Genomic DNA, 18612 nt, shown 5'->3' on the forward strand with positions numbered 1-18612 from the left:
CGCCTCTCAGAGCTTGATCTCGATGTCGACGCCGGCCGGAAGGTCCAGGCGCATCAACGAGTCAACGGTCTTGGGCGTCGGGTCGAGGATGTCGATCAGGCGCTTGTGCGTGCGCATCTCGAAGTGCTCGCGCGAGTCCTTGTACTTGTGCGGCGACTTGATGACGCAGTACACGTTCTTCTCAGTGGGCAGCGGCACCGGGCCTGCGACCGACGCACCAGTGCGAGTCACCGTCTCGACGATCTTCTTCGCCGAAGAGTCGATGACCTCGTGGTCGTAGGCCTTGAGCCGGATGCGGATCTTCTGTCCCGCCATGGCTACTTGGTAGTCCTTTGTCTCGAAGGCTCTGGCTCCCGGAAGGCCCTTTTTTCTACTTCCTCCGACCCACGCGGTCGGGCGTGTCGCAGTCCCGCTCACGGAGATTTCCCGAAGGATTTCCCTGCTAGGGGCTGCGGCCCAGCTGACCGCGGGTCCGGGGGAAGAAACCCACCGGGCGCCTGGTTAAGACTCCGCACCGCACTTCCCAGAAGATTCCCGTACGTCCGCTCCAGCGCTGCCTGCGGGCTTTTTACGACCGTTTGGCAGATGGGGCGACGAGTACTGTGGGACTCGCTTCCGGTCCTCCCGGCGGGAGGCGCGCAGCATCGGCACTCAACCGAGCAACCCCGACAGTCTGCCATACGGGGCATGGGCCTGGCCAATCGAAGCTGGGCAGCGTACCCCGCGGGTGACGGAGGTCAAACCCCGGGTCACGCTCGGGCCACCCTTCACCGCGCCGGGAGCATGATCCACCTCGCACCGGAACCCGTTCCCCCGCGTTCCGGCGCCACGGGCGCCTTCCTCTCAAGAACCCTGAGAGGGAAAAAGAACCCCACCAAACCCCACCCCGCTCGGCGCCATCGGCAACGCCCGAGCCCTGCTCACTCCCCCGAGTGAACATCACCGGCTGAGCTGGATTTCCGCTCCCCCAACTGCCCTACTCTCAGCCTCAGTAGGCCAAACAACAGCAGACATGCGACGGCCCCCGCCGGGACTGGCATCCCATGGCGAGGGCCTGACCACCGAGGAAGAGGCACTTCCCGATGGACACCCAAAACCCTAGCGTGCCCCCGCGCTCCCGGTCCGCCGTTGGCGGCGGTCAATCCCACGCACGAGCGACCCGACGCCCCCGCGTCCATGCTCGCTCCTCCACTGCGCGCCCCTCCGGCCTCGCACACGAGAACACCCGCCACACCGCCCGCTTCACGGTGATTGGCAACCACCTCACCCAGCACCAGGAGCTCTCCCTCCTGGCGATCGGCATCGGCTGCCACATCCAGTCGCTGCCCGCAGGGGCCCGCGCCGACATCAAGACCCTCGCCGCCCGCTTCCCGGAGGGCGCCACCCGTATCGCCGCGGCGCTGCGCGAGCTGGAAGCCCACGGCTACCTGCGCCGCGAGCGTGAACGCACCCCCGCCGGCCGCATCATCACCCACACGACCTCCTGCAACCAGCCGCACGCGGCGGCCCAGCGCCGCCCGCACTCCCCCGCGCCGAGGCCGACCACACCGCCGCCCGAGACCAACGCGGCCCCGGCCACCCACGCACCCCCGAAACAACCCCGCCCCCTCCCCGCCGTACCGCACCCGGTCTTCCCCGCCTCCGCCCTCCTCCAGCAGGCCACCCACCTCCTCGCCGGCCTGCGCCACGAGGACCCGCGCCTGCTCCTCTCGGCCCGCGACGCCGCCCACCTCGCCCCCGGCGTCGCCGCCTGGCTGGAACGCGACCTGGCACCCGCCGCCGTACTCCACGCGCTCACCCACGACCTGCCACCCGAGGGCCCACGCCGCCCCGCAGCCCTGCTCGCCCACCGCCTGACAGCGCTTTTTCCACCCCCGCCCCCCTTCCACGGCCCGCCGCCCACCCGGCATCCGCTCCAGAACTGCGACGCCTGCGACCGCGCCTTCCGCGCCCCCGAACCAGGCCGCTGCCGCGACTGCCACAGCTCCCCGCACGCCCACTGAGCAGGGGAAACGCTCAGCAAGCTTCGCGTCCCCACACCTCGGGAGCCCCGGCCGACTACCCTGCGTGCCGCCCTCGCCGTCGTCGCCCCCGCGCGCCTGCCGGAGATGCAGCGGACCAAGGACGAGGCCTTCGCCAAGGCGGTCGAATGGCAGTCCCTCAGCCCGGTGCAGAGCTGGGTTCTCGCCTGGGCCCGGGACATCGAGATCGCCCGCCGCCCCGACCTGTCAGCCCGGCACGTCCGCGCCACGCGGGATCTGGAGCATGAGGACACCGCTGTCGCCCAGGAGGCATTGCGCGAGCTGAGCACCGTCCTGGACGAGGCGATGAAGGCAGTCCGGACTTGAGCTGGAGCTGGGAGTACGCCTTCGCGGCAGAGGAAGCCGCCCGCACCGCGTCACCAGCCTTTCTCGCCGAAGTGGAGCACAAGGCCGCGACAGAGCATGCACCACGTTTGGTCACCACTGGTCCCCCTCGCACCACGGTTACCGCCAAGCGCAAAAGGGCCCGTACGACCGAAGTCGTACGGGCCCTCCCGCTACTGCTGGGTACTGCTGGTGCTCTCAGTTCAGAGCAACCGGGTCTCCCCGATCAACGCGCAAGCGAGATGCTTACTTGTTGATCTTGGTGACCTGGCCGGCGCCGACGGTCCGGCCACCCTCACGGATGGCGAACTTCAGGCCCTCTTCCATCGCGACGGGCTGGATGAGCTCAACGGTCATCTCAGTGTTGTCGCCCGGCATGACCATCTCGGTGCCCTCGGGGAGGGTCACGACGCCGGTCACGTCCGTGGTGCGGAAGTAGAACTGCGGGCGGTAGTTGTTGAAGAAGGGGGTGTGACGGCCACCCTCGTCCTTCGACAGGATGTAGGCCTGGGCCTCGAACTCGGTGTGCGGCGTGACCGAACCGGGCTTGATGATGACCTGGCCGCGCTCGACGTCCTCGCGCTTGATGCCACGGAGGAGCAGACCGACGTTCTCACCGGCCTGGCCCTCGTCGAGCAGCTTGCGGAACATCTCGATGCCGGTGACCGTGGTGGTGGTCTTCTCGGTCTTGATGCCGATGATGTCGACGGTCTCGTTGACCTTGAGGATGCCGCGCTCGATACGACCGGTGACGACGGTGCCACGACCGGTGATCGTGAAGACGTCCTCGATCGGCATCAGGAACGGCTTGTCGACGTCACGCTCGGGCTCCGGGATGGACTCGTCGACAGCCTTCATCAGGTTGAGGACGGACTCACCCCACTCCTTGTCGCCCTCGAGCGCCTTGAGCGCCGAGACCTTGACGACCGGCAGGTCGTCGCCCGGGAACTCGTACTCGGAGAGGAGCTCACGGACCTCGAGCTCGACGAGCTCCAGGATCTCCTCGTCGTCCACCATGTCGGCCTTGTTCAGGGCGACGACGATGTACGGAACGCCGACCTGGCGGGCCAGGAGCACGTGCTCCTTGGTCTGCGGCATCGGGCCGTCGGTGGCGGCGACCACGAGGATGGCGCCGTCCATCTGCGCGGCACCCGTGATCATGTTCTTGATGTAGTCCGCGTGACCCGGGCAGTCGACGTGCGCGTAGTGACGCGTCTCCGTCTGGTACTCGACGTGCGCGATCGAGATCGTGATACCGCGCTGGCGCTCCTCGGGAGCCTTGTCGATCTGGTCGAAGGCCGAGGCCTCGTTCAGCTCGGGGTACGCGTCGTGCAGCACCTTGGTAATGGCGGCCGTAAGGGTCGTCTTACCGTGGTCAATGTGACCGATGGTGCCGATGTTGACGTGCGGCTTAGTCCGCTCGAACTTTGCCTTCGCCACTGAATCCTCCTGCGGAGTGGTTCTGTACGCCTTGCTTCATCGGCGCCAGGTGATCTTTGCTGGGATGCCGGGGTCCGAGGCATTCCGTCCGTAGAACGGTCGGAATGCCTCAGGACTTCCGGTGACAAGCCTAAAGCGTGAACTCGGGGGAGTTACTCGCCCTTGGCCTTCGCGATGATCTCCTCGGCGACGTTCCGCGGAACCTCGGCGTAGGAGTCGAACTGCATCGAGTAGCTTGCGCGACCCGAGGTCTTGCTGCGGAGGTCTCCGACGTAGCCGAACATCTCCGAGAGGGGCACGAGGCCCTTCACGACACGGGCGCCACTGCGCTCCTCCATGGCCTGGATCTGGCCACGGCGGGAGTTGATGTCACCGATGACGTCGCCCATGTAGTCCTCGGGCGTGGTGACCTCAACGGCCATCATCGGCTCGAGCAGCACGGGCTTGGCCTTGCGCGCGGCCTCCTTGAACGCCTGCGAACCGGCGATCTTGAAGGCGAGCTCGGAGGAGTCGACCTCGTGGTAGGCACCGTCGAGAAGCGTGATGCGAACACCAGTCATCTCGTAGCCCGCCAGGATGCCGAACTGCATGGCCTCCTGCGCACCGGCGTCCACCGACGGGATGTACTCCCGCGGGATACGGCCACCGGTGACCTTGTTCACGAACTCGTACGAAGCGTCGCCGCTGTCGATGGGCTCGATCGCGATCTGCACCTTGGCGAACTGACCGGTACCACCGGTCTGCTTCTTGTGGGTGTAGTCCACGCGCTCGACGGCCTGACGGATCGTCTCGCGGTACGCGACCTGGGGCTTGCCGACGTTCGCCTCGACGCGGAACTCGCGCTTCATGCGGTCGACGAGCACCTCGAGGTGAAGCTCGCCCATACCACCGATGATGGTCTGGCCGGTCTCCTCGTCCGAGTGGACCTGGAAGGAGGGGTCCTCCTCCGAGAGACGCTGGATGGCTACACCCAGCTTCTCCTGGTCACCCTTGGACTTGGGCTCGATGGCGACCTGAATGACCGGCGCCGGGAAGTCCATGGACTCCAGGATGACCGGCTTCTTGTCGTCACACAGCGTCTCACCGGTGGTGGTCTGCTTCAGGCCCATGACGGCGACGATGTCGCCAGCGCCCACCGAGTCGATCTCCTCACGCTTGTTCGCGTGCATGCGGTAGATCTTGCCGATGCGCTCCTTCTTGCCCTTGACGGAGTTCAGCACCGCGGTGCCGGCCTCCAGGCGACCGGAGTAGATCCGGACGAAGGTGAGCTTGCCGAGGTGCGGGTCGCTCGCGATCTTGAACGCGAGAGCCGAAAGGGGCTCCTCGTCCGAAGGCTTGCGCTTGACCACGGTCTCGGGGTCCTTGACGTCGTGGCCCTCGATGGCCTCGACGTCCAGGGGCGAAGGCAGGTAACGCACGACCGCGTCGAGCAGGGGCTGGACGCCCTTGTTCTTGAACGCGGTGCCGCAGAACACGGGGGTGACGGTGGTGTCGCCGCCCTTGCCGGAGGCGATGGTGATGCGACGGATCGCGTCGTACAGCTGGTCCTCGGTGGGCTCCTGGCCCTCGAGGTACAGCTCCATCATCTGCTCGTCGTTCTCCGCGACAGCCTCGAGCAGCTTGCCGCGGTACTCCTCGGCAGCCTCGGTGTGCGTGTCGGGGATGTCGACGATGTCGTAGGCCTCGCCCATCTTGGTCTCTGCGGACCAGACGAAGGCCTTCATGGTGACGAGGTCGACGACGCCCTTGAAGTCAGCCTCTGCGCCGATGGGCAGCTGCATGACGATCGGGGTCGCACCGAGGCGCTCGACGATCATGTCGACACAGCGGTGGAACTCGGCACCCGTACGGTCGAGCTTGTTGACGAAGCAAATACGCGGGACGCCGTAGCGGTCCGCCTGACGCCACACGGTCTCGGACTGGGGCTCAACACCGGCGACGCCGTCGAACACCGTCACGGCACCGTCGAGGACACGGAGCGAACGCTCTACCTCGACGGTGAAGTCGACGTGACCCGGGGTGTCGATGATGTTGATGGTGTGGTCGACGTCGTTCATCGGCCAGTGACAGGTGGTGGCAGCAGAGGTGATCGTGATGCCACGCTCCTGCTCCTGCTCCATCCAGTCCATGGTCGCGGCGCCGTCGTGGACCTCACCGATCTTGTACGACACACCCGTGTAGAACAGGATCCGCTCGGTGGTCGTCGTCTTGCCCGCGTCGATGTGGGCCATGATGCCGATGTTGCGCACCTTGGCCAGGTCAAGTGAAGTGGTAGCCATATCGGCTCAGTCTTCTCTCGGTCTCGATGTGGGTAGCGACTACCAGCGGTAGTGCGCGAAGGCCTTGTTGGACTCGGCCATCTTGTGGGTGTCCTCACGCTTCTTCACAGCGGCACCAAGGCCGTTGGAGGCGTCGAGGAGCTCGTTGAGGAGACGCTCGGTCATCGTCTTCTCGCGACGGGCGCGGGAGTAACCGACCAGCCAGCGCAGGGCCAGCGTGTTGGCGCGACCGGGCTTGACCTCGATCGGAACCTGGTAGGTCGCACCGCCGACGCGGCGGGACTTGACCTCGAGGGTCGGCTTGATGTTCTCGAGCGCGCGCTTGAGCGTGATGACCGGGTCGTTGCCGGTCTTCTCGCGCAGGCCCTCCATGGCGCCGTACACGATGCGCTCGGCGGTGGAGCGCTTGCCGTTCAGCAGCACCTTGTTGATGAGGGAGGTCACCAGAGGAGAACCGTAGACCGGGTCGATGATGACCGGGCGCTTCGGGGCGGGGCCCTTACGAGGCATTCTTACTTCTCCTTCTTGGCGCCGTAGCGGCTGCGGGCCTGCTTGCGGTTCTTGACGCCCTGGGTGTCAAGGGAGCCGCGGATGATCTTGTAACGAACACCCGGCAGGTCCTTCACACGGCCACCACGCACGAGCACGATGGAGTGCTCCTGCAGGTTGTGTCCCTCACCCGGAATGTAAGCGGTGACTTCGATCCCGCTGGTCAGACGCACACGCGCGACCTTACGCAGGGCCGAGTTCGGCTTCTTCGGGGTGGTCGTGAACACACGCGTGCAGACGCCGCGGCGCTGGGGCGAACCCTCGAGTGCGGGCGTCTTGTTCTTCTCGACCTTGTCCTGCCGGCCCTTCCGGACCAGCTGCTGGATCGTAGGCACTACTTCTCCGGTTTCTGTGTGCCGAATGGTAAAGCTAACCTGGAACATCGCCGACCCACGCGGTCGGGTGTGTCGAATACTGCAGACTCCCGCCGCAAGACGGAGAGGAGCGCAGATTGCGGTGGCCGTTATCGGACTCGCACAGCGGCTGAAGACACGCGCACGAGCCCAGGCACACCCCAGGCACAAGGTCTGAGCGTACCTACCTCATCGGCTCTGGTCAAAACAAATGCCCACGCGGGGGACACACCCGGCTGCAACATACGACACAGGGCGGCCACTCCGCGAGGAGTGACCGCCCTGTGAGCGCCTCGTACGCCCCGAAAGGGACGTACTACCGCTTACTGGTTGTAAGGCCCGTAGTCGTAGTCCTCCAGCGGCACAGCCTGACCCGAACCCGTCCCGAAGGGCGAGTAGTCGATGTCGTCGTAGCCGACGGCCGAGTACATCGCGGCCTTGGCCTCTTCGGTCGGCTCGACCCGGATGTTGCGGTAGCGGGAGAGACCCGTACCGGCCGGGATGAGCTTACCGATGATGACGTTCTCCTTGAGGCCGATCAGGGAGTCGGACTTGGCGTTGATCGCCGCGTCCGTCAGGACCCTGGTCGTCTCCTGGAAGGAAGCCGCGGACAGCCACGACTCCGTCGCCAGCGAGGCCTTGGTGATACCCATCAGCTGCGGACGGCCGGAGGCCGGGTGGCCGCCTTCCGTGACCACACGACGGTTCTCGGTCTCGAACTTCGAGCGCTCGACGAGCTCGCCCGGCAGCAGCTCAGCGTCGCCGGACTCGATGATCGTCACGCGGCGCAGCATCTGCCGGATGATGATCTCGATGTGCTTGTCGTGGATCGACACGCCCTGGCTGTTGTAGACCTTCTGGACTTCGCCGACCAGGTGGACCTGGACCGCGCGCTGACCGAGGATCCGCAGCACGTCGTGCGGGTTGGTGGCACCGAAGGTGAGCTTCTGGCCCACCTCGACGTGGTCACCCTCACGCACGAGGACCTTGGCACGCTTCGAGATCGGGAAGGGAGTCTCGTCGCTGCCGTCGTCCGGCGTGACGACGATCTTCTTGGTCTTCTCGGTCTCCTCGATACGGATGCGGCCTGCCGCCTCCGAGATCGGGGCGACACCCTTGGGCGTACGAGCCTCGAAGAGCTCGACGACACGGGGCAGACCCTGGGTGATGTCGTCACCGGCCACACCACCGGTGTGGAACGTACGCATCGTCAGCTGCGTGCCGGGCTCACCGATGGACTGGGCGGCGATGATGCCGACCGCCTCACCGATGTCGACCAGCTTGCCGGTGGCGAGCGAACGGCCGTAGCAGAAGGCACAGGTGCCGACCGCGGACTCGCAGGTCAGGACCGAACGGGTCTTGACCTCCTCGACGCCGTTGGCGACCAGGGCGTCGATCAGGACGTCACCGAGGTCGACGTTGGCCGGCGCGATGACCTTGCCGTCGATGACGACGTCCTCGGCCAGCATGCGGGCGTACACCGAGGTCTCGACGTTCTCCGTCTTGCGGAGCACACCGTCCTCGCCCTTGACCGCGATCTTGAGCTTCAGACCGCGCTCGGTGCCACAGTCCTCCTCGCGAATGATGACGTCCTGAGAGACGTCGACCAGACGACGGGTGAGGTAACCGGAGTCGGCGGTACGGAGAGCCGTGTCCGCAAGACCCTTACGAGCACCGTGCGTCGAGATGAAGTACTCGAGGACGGAAAGACCCTCGCGGAACGACGCCTTAATCGGGCGCGGGATCGTCTCGTTCTTCGCGTTCGACACCAGACCACGCATACCGGCGATCTGACGCATCTGCATCATGTTTCCTCGGGCACCCGAGTCAACCATCATGAAGATGGGGTTCGTCTTGGGGAAGTTCGCGTTCATCGCCTCGGCAACCTCGTTGGTCGCCTTGGTCCAGATCGCGATGAGCTCCTGCGTGCGCTCGTCCTTGGTGATCAGACCGCGCTCGTACTGCTTCTGGACCTTCTCGTCCTGCGCCTCGTAGCCCGCGACGATCGCCTTCTTGGCCTCGGGGACCACGACGTCGGAGATGGCCACGGTGACACCGGAACGGGTCGCCCAGAAGAAGCCCGCCGCCTTCAGGTTGTCGAGCGTCGCCGCCACGATGACCTTGGGGTAGCGCTCGGCCAGGTCGTTGACGATCTCGGAGAGCTGCTTCTTGCCCACCGAGTAGTCGACGAACGGGTAGTCCTCGGGCAGCAGCTCGTTGAAGAGCGCGCGGCCCAGGGTCGTACGCAGCCGGAAGCTGTCGCCCTGCTGGTACTCCTGCTCGCCCTCTTCGACGGCCGGCGGGGTCCAGCCGCGCGGCGGGATGGTGCCCACCGGGAAGCGGATGTCGACCTTCGCCTGGAGCGAGAGCTCCTTGGCGTCGAACGCCATGGTCGCCTCGGCGGAGGAACCGAACGAACGGCCCTCACCGATGACCTTGCGCTCTTCCTCGTCCGTCGTGAGGAAGAAGAGACCGAGAACCATGTCCTGGGTCGGCATGGTGACGGGACGGCCGTCTGCCGGCTTCAGGATGTTGTTCGAGGACAGCATCAGGATGCGGGCCTCGGCCTGCGCCTCCGCGGAGAGCGGCAGGTGCACGGCCATCTGGTCACCGTCGAAGTCCGCGTTGAACGCGGTGCAGACGAGCGGGTGGATCTGAATGGCCTTGCCCTCGACCAGCTGCGGCTCGAAGGCCTGGATGCCGAGGCGGTGCAGCGTGGGCGCACGGTTCAGGAGAACCGGGTGCTCCGCGATGACCTCTTCCAGGACGTCGTACACGACCGTGCGGCCGCGCTCGACCATGCGCTTCGCCGACTTGATGTTCTGCGCGTGGTTGAGGTCAACCAGACGCTTCATCACGAACGGCTTGAAGAGCTCCAGCGCCATGGCCTTCGGCAGACCACACTGGTGCAGCTTCAGCTGCGGGCCGACGACGATCACGGAACGCGCGGAGTAGTCCACACGCTTACCGAGAAGGTTCTGACGGAATCGACCCTGCTTGCCCTTGAGCATGTCGCTCAGGGACTTCAGCGGGCGGTTACCGGGACCGGTGACCGGGCGACCACGACGACCGTTGTCGAAGAGGGCGTCCACGGCCTCCTGGAGCATGCGCTTCTCGTTGTTCACGATGATCTCGGGAGCACCGAGGTCGAGAAGCCGCTTCAGGCGGTTGTTGCGGTTGATGACACGGCGGTACAGGTCGTTCAGGTCGGAGGTCGCGAAGCGGCCACCGTCCAGCTGCACCATCGGACGCAGGTCCGGCGGGATGACCGGCACGCAGTCGAGCACCATGCCCTTGGGGCTGTTGCTGGTCTGCAGGAACGCGGAGACGACCTTGAGGCGCTTGAGCGCACGGGTCTTCTTCTGGCCCTTGCCGGTACGGATGATCTCGCGAAGCCGCTCGGCTTCCTCATCCAGGTCGAACGACTCAAGGCGCTTCTGCAGTGCAGCGGCACCCATCGAACCGTCGAAGTACGTGCCGAAGCGGTCACGCAGCTCGCGGTAGAGCAGCTCGTCACCCTCCAGGTCCTGGACCTTGAGGTTCTTGAAGCGGTTCCAGACCTCGTCGAGACGGTCGATCTCGCGCTGCGCACGGTCACGCAGCTGCTTCATCTCGCGCTCGGCACCTTCGCGCACCTTGCGGCGTACGTCGGCCTTGGCGCCCTCGGCCTCGAGCTCGGCCAGGTCGGTCTCGAGCTTCTTGGCGCGGGCTTCGAGGTCGGAGTCGCGACGGTTCTCGACCTGCTGACGCTCCACGGAGACGTGCGCCTCCAGGGAGGGCAGGTCACGCGTACGGCGCTCCTCGTCCACGAACGTGATCATGTACGCCGCGAAGTAGATGACCTTTTCGAGGTCCTTCGGGGCGAGATCAAGCAGGTATCCGAGGCGCGACGGGACGCCCTTGAAGTACCAGATGTGCGTGACAGGCGCGGCCAGCTCAATGTGGCCCATCCGCTCACGACGCACCTTGGCGCGAGTGACCTCGACGCCGCAGCGCTCGCAGATGATGCCCTTGAAGCGGACACGCTTGTACTTACCGCAGTAGCACTCCCAGTCCCGGGTCGGACCGAAGATCTTCTCGCAGAAGAGTCCGTCCTTTTCGGGCTTGAGCGTGCGGTAGTTGATGGTCTCCGGCTTCTTGACCTCGCCGTGGGACCACTGTCGGATGTCGTCCGCGGTGGCAAGGCCGATCCGCAGCTCGTCGAAGAAGTTGACGTCGAGCACTTTGTCGTCAATCCCTCTTTCGGGGTCGAGTCTCAATCATGGTCTGAACGGGTCCGGGGAGAGCCGGCCGGACACGAGGTCCGGCCGGCCAACCCGTCAGACCTCTTCGACGCTGCTCGGCTCGCGCCGGGACAGGTCGATACCGAGCTCTTCCGCCGCGCGGAAGACGTCCTCGTCGGTGTCGCGCATCTCGATGGACATGCCGTCCGAGGACAGCACCTCCACGTTGAGGCAGAGCGACTGCATTTCCTTGATGAGCACCTTGAAGGACTCGGGAATGCCGGGCTCGGGGATGTTCTCGCCCTTGACGATGGCCTCGTAGACCTTCACGCGGCCGGTCACGTCGTCGGACTTGATCGTCAGGAGCTCCTGGAGGGCGTACGCGGCGCCATAAGCCTCCAGCGCCCACACCTCCATCTCACCGAAGCGCTGACCACCGAACTGAGCCTTACCACCCAGCGGCTGCTGGGTGATCATGGAGTACGGACCGGTCGAGCGAGCGTGGAGCTTGTCGTCGACCAGGTGGTGGAGCTTGAGGATGTACATGTACCCGATCGAGATCGGGTCCGGGAACGGCTCGCCGGAGCGCCCGTCGAACAGCCGCGCCTTGCCGGACGGGAGGACCATGCGGTCGCCGTCGCGGTTCGGGATGGTGTGCTCGAGGAGGCCGGACAGCTCGTCCTCACGGGCGCCGTCGAAGACCGGAGTCGCGACGTTCGTCCGCGGGTCGACCTGGTCGGCGCCGATGCGCTGCAGGCTCTGCGCCCAGTCCTCGCTGAGACCGGAGACGTCCCAGCCCTGGCTGGCGAGCCAGCCGAGGTGGATCTCCAGGACCTGACCCGGGTTCATTCGGGACGGGACACCCAGCGGGTTGAGGATGATGTCGACGGGCGTGCCGTCCTCAAGGAAGGGCATGTCCTCGATCGGAAGGATCTTGGAGATGACGCCCTTGTTGCCGTGCCGTCCTGCGAGCTTGTCACCGTCCGTGATCTTGCGCTTCTGCGCCACGTAGACACGAACCAGCTGGTTCACGCCCGGCGGCAGCTCGTCGCCCTCTTCACGGTCGAAGACGCGTACGCCGATGACCTTGCCGATCTCACCGTGCGGCACCTTCAGCGAGGTGTCGCGCACCTCGCGCGCCTTCTCACCGAAGATCGCGCGGAGCAGGCGCTCCTCGGGCGTCAGCTCGGTCTCACCCTTGGGCGTGACCTTGCCGACGAGGATGTCGCCGGCGACGACCTCGGCACCGATACGGATGATGCCGCGCTCGTCGAGGTCCGCGAGGACCTCTTCGGAGACGTTCGGGATGTCCCGGGTGATCTCCTCCGGGCCGAGCTTGGTGTCACGGGCGTCGACCTCGTGCTCCTCGATGTGGATCGAGGAGAGGACGTCGTCCTGCACGAGGCGCTGCGACAGGATGATCGCGTCCTCGTAGTTGTGACCTTCCCAGGGCATGAACGCCACGAGCAGGTTCTTGCCGAGGGCCATCTCGCCCTCTTCGGTCGCGGGACCGTCGGCCAGGACCTGGCCCTCGATCACGCGGGCGCCCTCGTCGACGACAACCTTCTGGTTGACGGAGGTGCCCTGGTTCGACCGGGAGAACTTGGCGATGCGGTACGTGGTGTACGTGCCGTCGTCGTTCGTGACCGTGACGTAGTCCGCGGAAACCTCCTGGACCACACCCGCCTTCTCGGCCTTGATCACGTCACCGGCGTCGACCGCACAGCGGTACTCCATGCCGGTGCCGACGAGGGGAGCCTCGGCGGTGATCAGCGGCACGGCCTGACGCATCATGTTCGCGCCCATGAGGGCACGGTTGGCGTCGTCGTGCTCGAGGAACGGGATCATCGCGGTCGCGACCGACACCATCTGGCGCGGCGAGACGTCCATGTAGTCGACGTCGTCGCCGGGGATGTAGTCGATCTCGCCGCCACGACGGCGGACGAGGACGCGCGCCTCGGTGAAGCGCATGTCCTCACCAAGCACGGCGTTGGCCTGGGCGATGACGAAGCGGTCCTCTTCGTCGGCCGTCAGGTAGTCGACGTCGTCGGTGACGACGCCCTCGACGACCTTGCGGTACGGCGTCTCGACGAAGCCGAACGCGTTGACGCGGCCGTACGAGGCGAGCGAACCGATCAGACCAATGTTGGGACCTTCAGGCGTCTCAATGGGGCACATGCGGCCGTAGTGAGACGGGTGAACGTCACGGACCTCGAAGCCGGCCCGCTCACGGGAGAGACCACCCGGGCCAAGCGCCGAGAGACGGCGCTTGTGGGTGAGACCCGACAGCGGGTTGTTCTGGTCCATGAACTGCGACAGCTGCGAGGTGCCGAAGAATTCCTTGATCGACGCCACGACCGGGCGAATGTTGATCAGGGTCTGCGGCGTGATCGCCTCGACGTCCTGGGTCGTCATGCGCTCACGCACGACGCGCTCCATACGAGCCAGACCCGTGCGGACCTGGTTCTGGATGAGCTCGCCGACGTTGCGCAGACGACGGTTGCCGAAGTGGTCGATGTCGTCGGTCTCGACGACGATCGACGTACCGCTGTCACCAACGGTCTCGGTCTCACCGGCGTGCAGCTTCACCAGGTACTTGATCGAGGCGATGATGTCCTCGACCGTGAGGATGCCCGCATCGAGCGGAGCGTCCGCACCCAGCTTCTTGTTCACCTTGTAGCGGCCGACCTTCGCGAGGTCGTAGCGCTTGGGGTTGAAGTAGAGGTTCTCAAGCAGCGTCTGAGCGGCCTCACGCGTCGGCGGCTCGCCCGGACGGAGCTTGCGGTAGATGTCGAGCAGCGCGTCGTCCTGGCCCTGGGTGTGGTCCTTCTCCAGGGTGGCGCGCATGGACTCGTACTCGCCGAACTCCTCGAGGATCTGCTCGGTCGTCCAACCGAGAGCCTTGAGCAGAACGGTGACCGACTGCTTGCGCTTGCGGTCGATGCGTACACCGACCATGTCGCGCTTGTCGATCTCCATCTCCAGCCAGGCACCCCGGGACGGGATGATCTTGGCGGAGAAGATGTCCTTGTCGGACGTCTTGTCGATCGAGGAATCGAAGTAGACACCCGGCGAACGGACCAGCTGCGACACGACGACACGCTCGGTGCCGTTGATGACGAAGGTGCCCTTGTTCGTCATGAGCGGGAAATCGCCCATGAAGACCGTCTGGGACTTGATCTCGCCGGTCTCGTTGTTGGTGAACTCAGCGGTGACGAAGAGCGGGGCGGCGAACGTGAAGTCGCGCTCCTTGCACTCGTCGATGGAGTTCTTCGGAGGCTCAAAACGGTGGTCGCGGAATGTCAGGGACATCGACCCGGAGAAGTCCTCGATCGGAGAGATCTCCTCGAAGATCTCCTCCAGACCGGACTTGGTGGGGACGTCCTGTCCACTGTCGAGAGCCGCCTCGACACGACCCTTCCAGGCTTCATTCCCGAGCAGCCAGTCAAAGCTCTCGGTCTGCAGCGCAAGAAGGTTCGGAACCTCGAGGGGCTCCCTGATCTTTGCAAAGGAGATGCGCAGCGGGGCGGTGCTGGCGCCGTTGTTCGTATTCGCGGTCGAGGCAGTGCGCGAGGCGGCCAAGAGGGGGTCCTTCCGAGGGCTCGGACTCACTACGCGCGTACCGGTCCCAGGTTGGACGCAGAGACGAGGCATCCCCGGTCAGGGAAAGTCCAGTCCACTGTGCTCAAGCATGGGCATGCCCCTGGTGACGGGCAGGAGGCAGCTAACAGGCAGCGCAAAGGGTCAGTGTAGCCACTAGGCCCACTGATGTCCAGTGCGGGTTTTTGAAGACCCTCGTTGTTCTCAACCCCTGCTGCAAGCCACGCCCTCGATGCACATCGATACTGCCCTCTTCGCCGTCGATCCATGCCTCGGATGCGGATCGATGTGACGACGCGTCCTGAGAATTGCGCGCTGCGTGCAGTTCGTCAAGGCCCCCCTGCCCCGACTTGGCTCTCAGCTCGTCACCGTCACGGCCGTTCCGGGGCACGACGAAGATCACCATACTCGTCGGGGCGGGCTTCGCAAGGCAGCCGTGGGGTGCGCCGGAGAACGCCGAAGGGCGACCACCCAGATGGGTGATCGCCCTTGACGCGCGCTGCCTGAAGCAGCGCCAAAAAGTCCTGCCGCCTACGCGCCCACAGGCGCGCGGCAGACGACTCGCGAGGTGTTACTTGACCTCGACGGAGGCGCCGGCAGCCTTGAGGGACTCGGCAGCCTTGTCAGCGGCCTCCTTGGCGACCTTCTCGAGGACCGGCTTCGGGGTGCCGTCGACGAGGTCCTTGGCCTCCTTGAGACCCAGGGAGGTGAGCTCGCGCACGACCTTGATGACCTGGATCTTCTTCTCGCCGGCGCCGGTGAGGATGACGTCGAACTCGTCCTGCTCCTCGGCAACCTCGGCGGCGGCGGCCGGGCCGGCCGGAGCAGCGGCGACGGCCGCGGCGGCGGTGACGTCGAACTTCTCCTCGAAGGCCTTCACGAACTCGGAGAGCTCGATGAGGGTGAGCTCCTCGAACTGGGCAAGCAGGTCTTCCTGGCTGAGCTTCGCCATGATGGGCGATCCTTCCACTAATTCGGCTGGTGCCGGGTGTATATGAAGGCGGGCGTACGTTCGGCCCGCTGCGACCGTCGCCCTAACGGGCGGCGATCAATGCGCGAGCCGAATTACTCGGCACCGCCCTGCTCGGCCTGCTTGGCACGAAGCGCCTCCGCGGTGCGGACGAACTTCGAGGGAAGCGCCTGGAAGAGCTGCGCAGTCTGCGTCTGCTTGCCCTTCATGGCACCCGCCAGCTTGGCGAGCAGAACCTCGCGGGACTCGAGGTCCGCGAGCTTCTTGAACTCATCGGCGGACAGCGCCTTGCCGTCAAGGACACCGCCCTTGATGATGAGGTTGGGGTTGTCCTTGGCGAAGTCACGAAGACCCTTCGCCGACTCCACCGGGTCACCGGTGACGAAGGCAACCGCCGTCGGACCCGTGAACAGGTCGTCCAGCGTGTTGATCCCGGCCTCGTTGGCCGCGATCTTGGTCAGCGTGTTCTTCACCACGGCGTACTCGGAGTTCTCACCGAGCGAACGGCGCAGCTGCTTGAGCTGGGCCACGGTGAGACCCCGGTACTCGGTCAGCACGGCGGCGTTCGAGCTGCGGAACTTGTCCGTGAGCTCGGCTACCGCGGCAGCCTTGTCGGGCGTCGGCATAGAGCGTCGGCCTCCTTCCGGGTGATGAGGACCGCTCAGAAGGGGCTGACAAAACAAAACGCCCCAGCGCAGGCGCATGGGGCGTGAACTCGACCTGACGGGAACCCGTCCGGGAGTACTTCCTCAGTCACCTGCGCGGGTCGTCCGCAGTTTCAGCGGATCCTTCGGCCACCGCACACTCTTACGAGCACACGGCAACGACCAGCGGTCTTTGGCTTCTGTGGAAGAGTACGCGAACGGGTTCGCGTCAGGCAAATCGGCTCAGACGCCGCTGTCCGCGCCCATGTCCGCGCCGCTCTTCTCGAGCTCCTTGAACATCTCCATCAGGTCGAAGGTCTTGCCGGCGGGCGGCGGGGTCACCTTGGCGGCCGCGCCGTACTCGGAAAACTTCTGGGACGTCTTCATCGTGCCCTCGGGGGACTTGATGTCGATGTCCATACGGACGGGGTAGTCGTCCTCGTTCACCCAGACCTCGGTGTCGTACCCCTTGATGCCCGCCTTCTCGATGCTCTTGAGGAGCTGTTCGCGCTCGCTCTTGCCGAGCATCTCGTCGAGGCCCTTGTTGGACTCCATCATCTCCTTGACGGAGAGACGGCCCTGGTAGCGCTGCGTCTGGACGCCGTCGACCTTCGCGGGGCCGACGTGCTTCAGGTTCGGCGAGTCCAGGAGCATCGCGAGCTGCTGCGCCGGGTCCTGGTTCATGCTGTCCAGGCCGCCGGTCAGCTGCTTCGCGGCCTTCTCGTCACCGACCTGCTCGGCGATGGTGTTCAGGTCCATCTTGACCCACTGCTTGCCGTCCATGTCCTTGGCGGCGACAGCCCCCATGTCCATGTACATCACGTTGTCGAGCCAGAGCATCCGGACCTTCTCCGGTGCCTCCGGGTCACCATCCGTGAGCGCCGAGCCGGACATCGTCATATCCATGACGGTCGGGTCCCAGCCCATGACGCCGGACATCTTCATGTCACCGCTGGAGCCACCCATCGACTTCGGCGCCGACATCGTCATCTCGACCTTGGCCGACTTGGCCTTCGAGGTCTTCTCGTACGCCGCCGTGATGACCTCGGTCACCTGCGACCGGGACTGGGTCTCCCCCGAGCCCGCCCCCTTGGCCTTGCCGTCCTTGTCGGAGCCTCCACAAGCCACCGCACCCGTACACAGCAGCGTGGTGGCGAGCACGGCGCCCGCCATTCTCTTCACAGTCATGACCCCACCCCTAGGAACACATGATCGACACAATTCAGTGTGGTGAGAGTACCCGAAGGCCGAGATCAGGCCTGCGGCTGCTGGTTCATGAGGTCCTTGAAGCTCATGGTGTCCGAGGCCGGGGGCTTCTCCACGGAGACCGGGGTTCCGTAGTCGCTGTAGTAGACGGTCTGATTGAAGGCGCCGGTCTTCATGTCGGCCTTCTCGGTCTTCTTGACCAGCAGATCGTCGTCGTTGACCCAGATGTCGATCGTCTCGGTGCTCATCCCCGCCTGGCTGAACTGCTCCTTCAGCTCGGCCAGTTGGGACGCGTCCAGGTCGGCGTTCTTGCCCGTCAGATCGGCGACGTCGACCTCGCCGGAGTAGTGCGTCGTCTTCGTGCCGCGCACCGTCTCCTCGCCCACACGCTTCACGTCACCCGAGGCGAGCAGCATCTTGACCGACTGGTTCGGGGTGGTGTTCTGCATCTGGTCCTTGAAGGCGTCACCGGCGGCGCCGCCCAACTCGGCCAGCGTCTCGTAGTCGTACTCGATCCAGTGCTTGCCGCCGCCGGCCTGCGAGGCGAACCGGTCGCCCATGTTCGCGTAGAAGCCCGTCTTCAGATAGCGGTAGTCGATCTTCGACTGGCCCATCTGCTTCATCTGGTCGGCCTGGGTGCCCCCGGTGAGGGTCGCGGTGACGTTGCCGGTGATGCCGTCCGACCACGCCATGGCGCCGTCCATGTTCATCGACATCTGGGTGCCCATGACCGTCTTGCCCTCGATCTTGGCCGAGTCGGCGTTGTCGGTCTTGTCCTCGATGGAGCGCAGGGCGGCTATCGGGCTGAGGGCGACGGAACCGCCCTTCTCGTCCTTCGCGTCACCGTCGCCGCCGCCGGAGGAGCCACAGGCCGCGACCCCGGTCAGCGCGGCGGCCACCGCGATCGACAGGCCCGCGCGTCGCATGGTCGTGCTGTTCATGACATCCCACCCCTTGTACTCGTGTGAATCCTGCACGCTAG

General features: G+C 65.4%; 13 protein-coding genes. 2 read left to right on the forward strand and 11 right to left on the reverse strand.

Translation table 11 applies throughout. From position 1 onward, the window contains the following. Window positions 1-6: 6 nt before the first annotated feature. Window positions 7-315, reverse strand: a complete 309-nt coding sequence (rpsJ, locus tag ACZ5U5_RS19950) for a 30S ribosomal protein S10 (RefSeq protein WP_003948644.1) — start codon at window positions 313-315, stop codon at window positions 7-9. A gap of 767 nt (window positions 316-1082) precedes the next feature. On the opposite strand from rpsJ, the gene ACZ5U5_RS19955 reads away from it, so the two are divergent. Next, entirely contained in the window at window positions 1083-2003 is a 921-nt protein-coding gene (locus tag ACZ5U5_RS19955) for a helix-turn-helix domain-containing protein (protein ID WP_469023261.1), read from the forward strand. 60 nt (window positions 2004-2063) lie between these two features. Then, the gene (locus tag ACZ5U5_RS19960; RefSeq protein WP_469023764.1) at window positions 2064-2348 is read left to right on the forward strand and encodes a hypothetical protein; all 285 of its coding nucleotides are present in this window, start codon (window positions 2064-2066) and stop codon (window positions 2346-2348) included. A gap of 264 nt (window positions 2349-2612) precedes the next feature. On the opposite strand, the gene tuf is transcribed toward ACZ5U5_RS19960, so the two are convergent. From tuf to ACZ5U5_RS20010, 10 genes are all read right to left on the reverse strand, one after another. Next, entirely contained in the window at window positions 2613-3806 is a 1194-nt protein-coding gene (tuf, locus tag ACZ5U5_RS19965) for an elongation factor Tu (protein WP_160506655.1), read from the reverse strand. 152 nt (window positions 3807-3958) lie between these two features. Continuing rightward, window positions 3959-6085, reverse strand: coding sequence for an elongation factor G (gene fusA, locus ACZ5U5_RS19970; RefSeq protein ID WP_469023263.1), 2127 nt, complete (start codon window positions 6083-6085; stop codon window positions 3959-3961). A 39-nt stretch (window positions 6086-6124) separates the two neighbouring features. Beyond that, window positions 6125-6595: a 30S ribosomal protein S7 gene (rpsG, locus tag ACZ5U5_RS19975; RefSeq protein ID WP_003974303.1), complete on the reverse strand. Its 471-nt coding sequence runs from the start codon at window positions 6593-6595 to the stop codon at window positions 6125-6127. A 2-nt stretch (window positions 6596-6597) separates the two neighbouring features. Next, window positions 6598-6969: a 30S ribosomal protein S12 gene (rpsL, locus tag ACZ5U5_RS19980; protein ID WP_003948652.1), complete on the reverse strand. Its 372-nt coding sequence runs from the start codon at window positions 6967-6969 to the stop codon at window positions 6598-6600. Window positions 6970-7310: 341 nt separating this feature from the next. Then, complete coding sequence (locus ACZ5U5_RS19985; protein ID WP_361837202.1) at window positions 7311-11210, reverse strand: DNA-directed RNA polymerase subunit beta'; 3900 nt, start codon at window positions 11208-11210, stop codon at window positions 7311-7313. 96 nt (window positions 11211-11306) lie between these two features. After that, on the reverse strand, window positions 11307-14792 hold the full coding sequence (gene rpoB, locus ACZ5U5_RS19990; protein WP_469023266.1) for a DNA-directed RNA polymerase subunit beta: 3486 nt from the start codon (window positions 14790-14792) through the stop codon (window positions 11307-11309). Window positions 14793-15381: 589 nt separating this feature from the next. Beyond that, on the reverse strand, window positions 15382-15762 hold the full coding sequence (gene rplL / locus ACZ5U5_RS19995) for a 50S ribosomal protein L7/L12 (RefSeq protein WP_365823557.1): 381 nt from the start codon (window positions 15760-15762) through the stop codon (window positions 15382-15384). A 113-nt stretch (window positions 15763-15875) separates the two neighbouring features. Continuing rightward, entirely contained in the window at window positions 15876-16406 is a 531-nt protein-coding gene (gene rplJ / locus ACZ5U5_RS20000) for a 50S ribosomal protein L10 (protein WP_469023269.1), read from the reverse strand. A 261-nt stretch (window positions 16407-16667) separates the two neighbouring features. Next, window positions 16668-17612 carry an SCO4651 family lipoprotein gene (locus ACZ5U5_RS20005; RefSeq protein ID WP_469023272.1) on the reverse strand — a complete coding sequence of 315 codons (945 nt, stop codon included), beginning with the start codon at window positions 17610-17612 and terminating at the stop codon, window positions 16668-16670. Between the two features lie 65 nt (window positions 17613-17677). Continuing rightward, complete coding sequence (locus ACZ5U5_RS20010) at window positions 17678-18571, reverse strand: SCO4651 family lipoprotein (protein ID WP_469023274.1); 894 nt, start codon at window positions 18569-18571, stop codon at window positions 17678-17680. Between the last annotated feature and the right edge of the window lie 41 nt (window positions 18572-18612).

This window comes from Streptomyces sp. NPDC033177 (genome assembly GCF_055577715.1).

Excerpts from the sequence above, each read along its gene's own strand:
- rpsG (WP_003974303.1), bottom strand. The coding sequence starts at position 6,595 with ATGCCTCGTAAGGGCCCCGCCCCGAAGCGCCCGGTCATCATCGACCCG.
- rpsJ (WP_003948644.1), bottom strand. The coding sequence starts at position 315 with ATGGCGGGACAGAAGATCCGCATCCGGCTCAAGGCCTACGACCACGAG.
- rplL (WP_365823557.1), bottom strand. The coding sequence starts at position 15,762 with ATGGCGAAGCTCAGCCAGGAAGACCTGCTTGCCCAGTTCGAGGAGCTC.
- ACZ5U5_RS20005 (WP_469023272.1), bottom strand. The coding sequence starts at position 17,612 with ATGACTGTGAAGAGAATGGCGGGCGCCGTGCTCGCCACCACGCTGCTG.
- ACZ5U5_RS20010 (WP_469023274.1), bottom strand. The coding sequence starts at position 18,571 with ATGAACAGCACGACCATGCGACGCGCGGGCCTGTCGATCGCGGTGGCC.
- rplJ (WP_469023269.1), bottom strand. The coding sequence starts at position 16,406 with ATGCCGACGCCCGACAAGGCTGCCGCGGTAGCCGAGCTCACGGACAAG.
- fusA (WP_469023263.1), bottom strand. The coding sequence starts at position 6,085 with ATGGCTACCACTTCACTTGACCTGGCCAAGGTGCGCAACATCGGCATC.
- ACZ5U5_RS19955 (WP_469023261.1), top strand. The coding sequence starts at position 1,083 with ATGGACACCCAAAACCCTAGCGTGCCCCCGCGCTCCCGGTCCGCCGTT.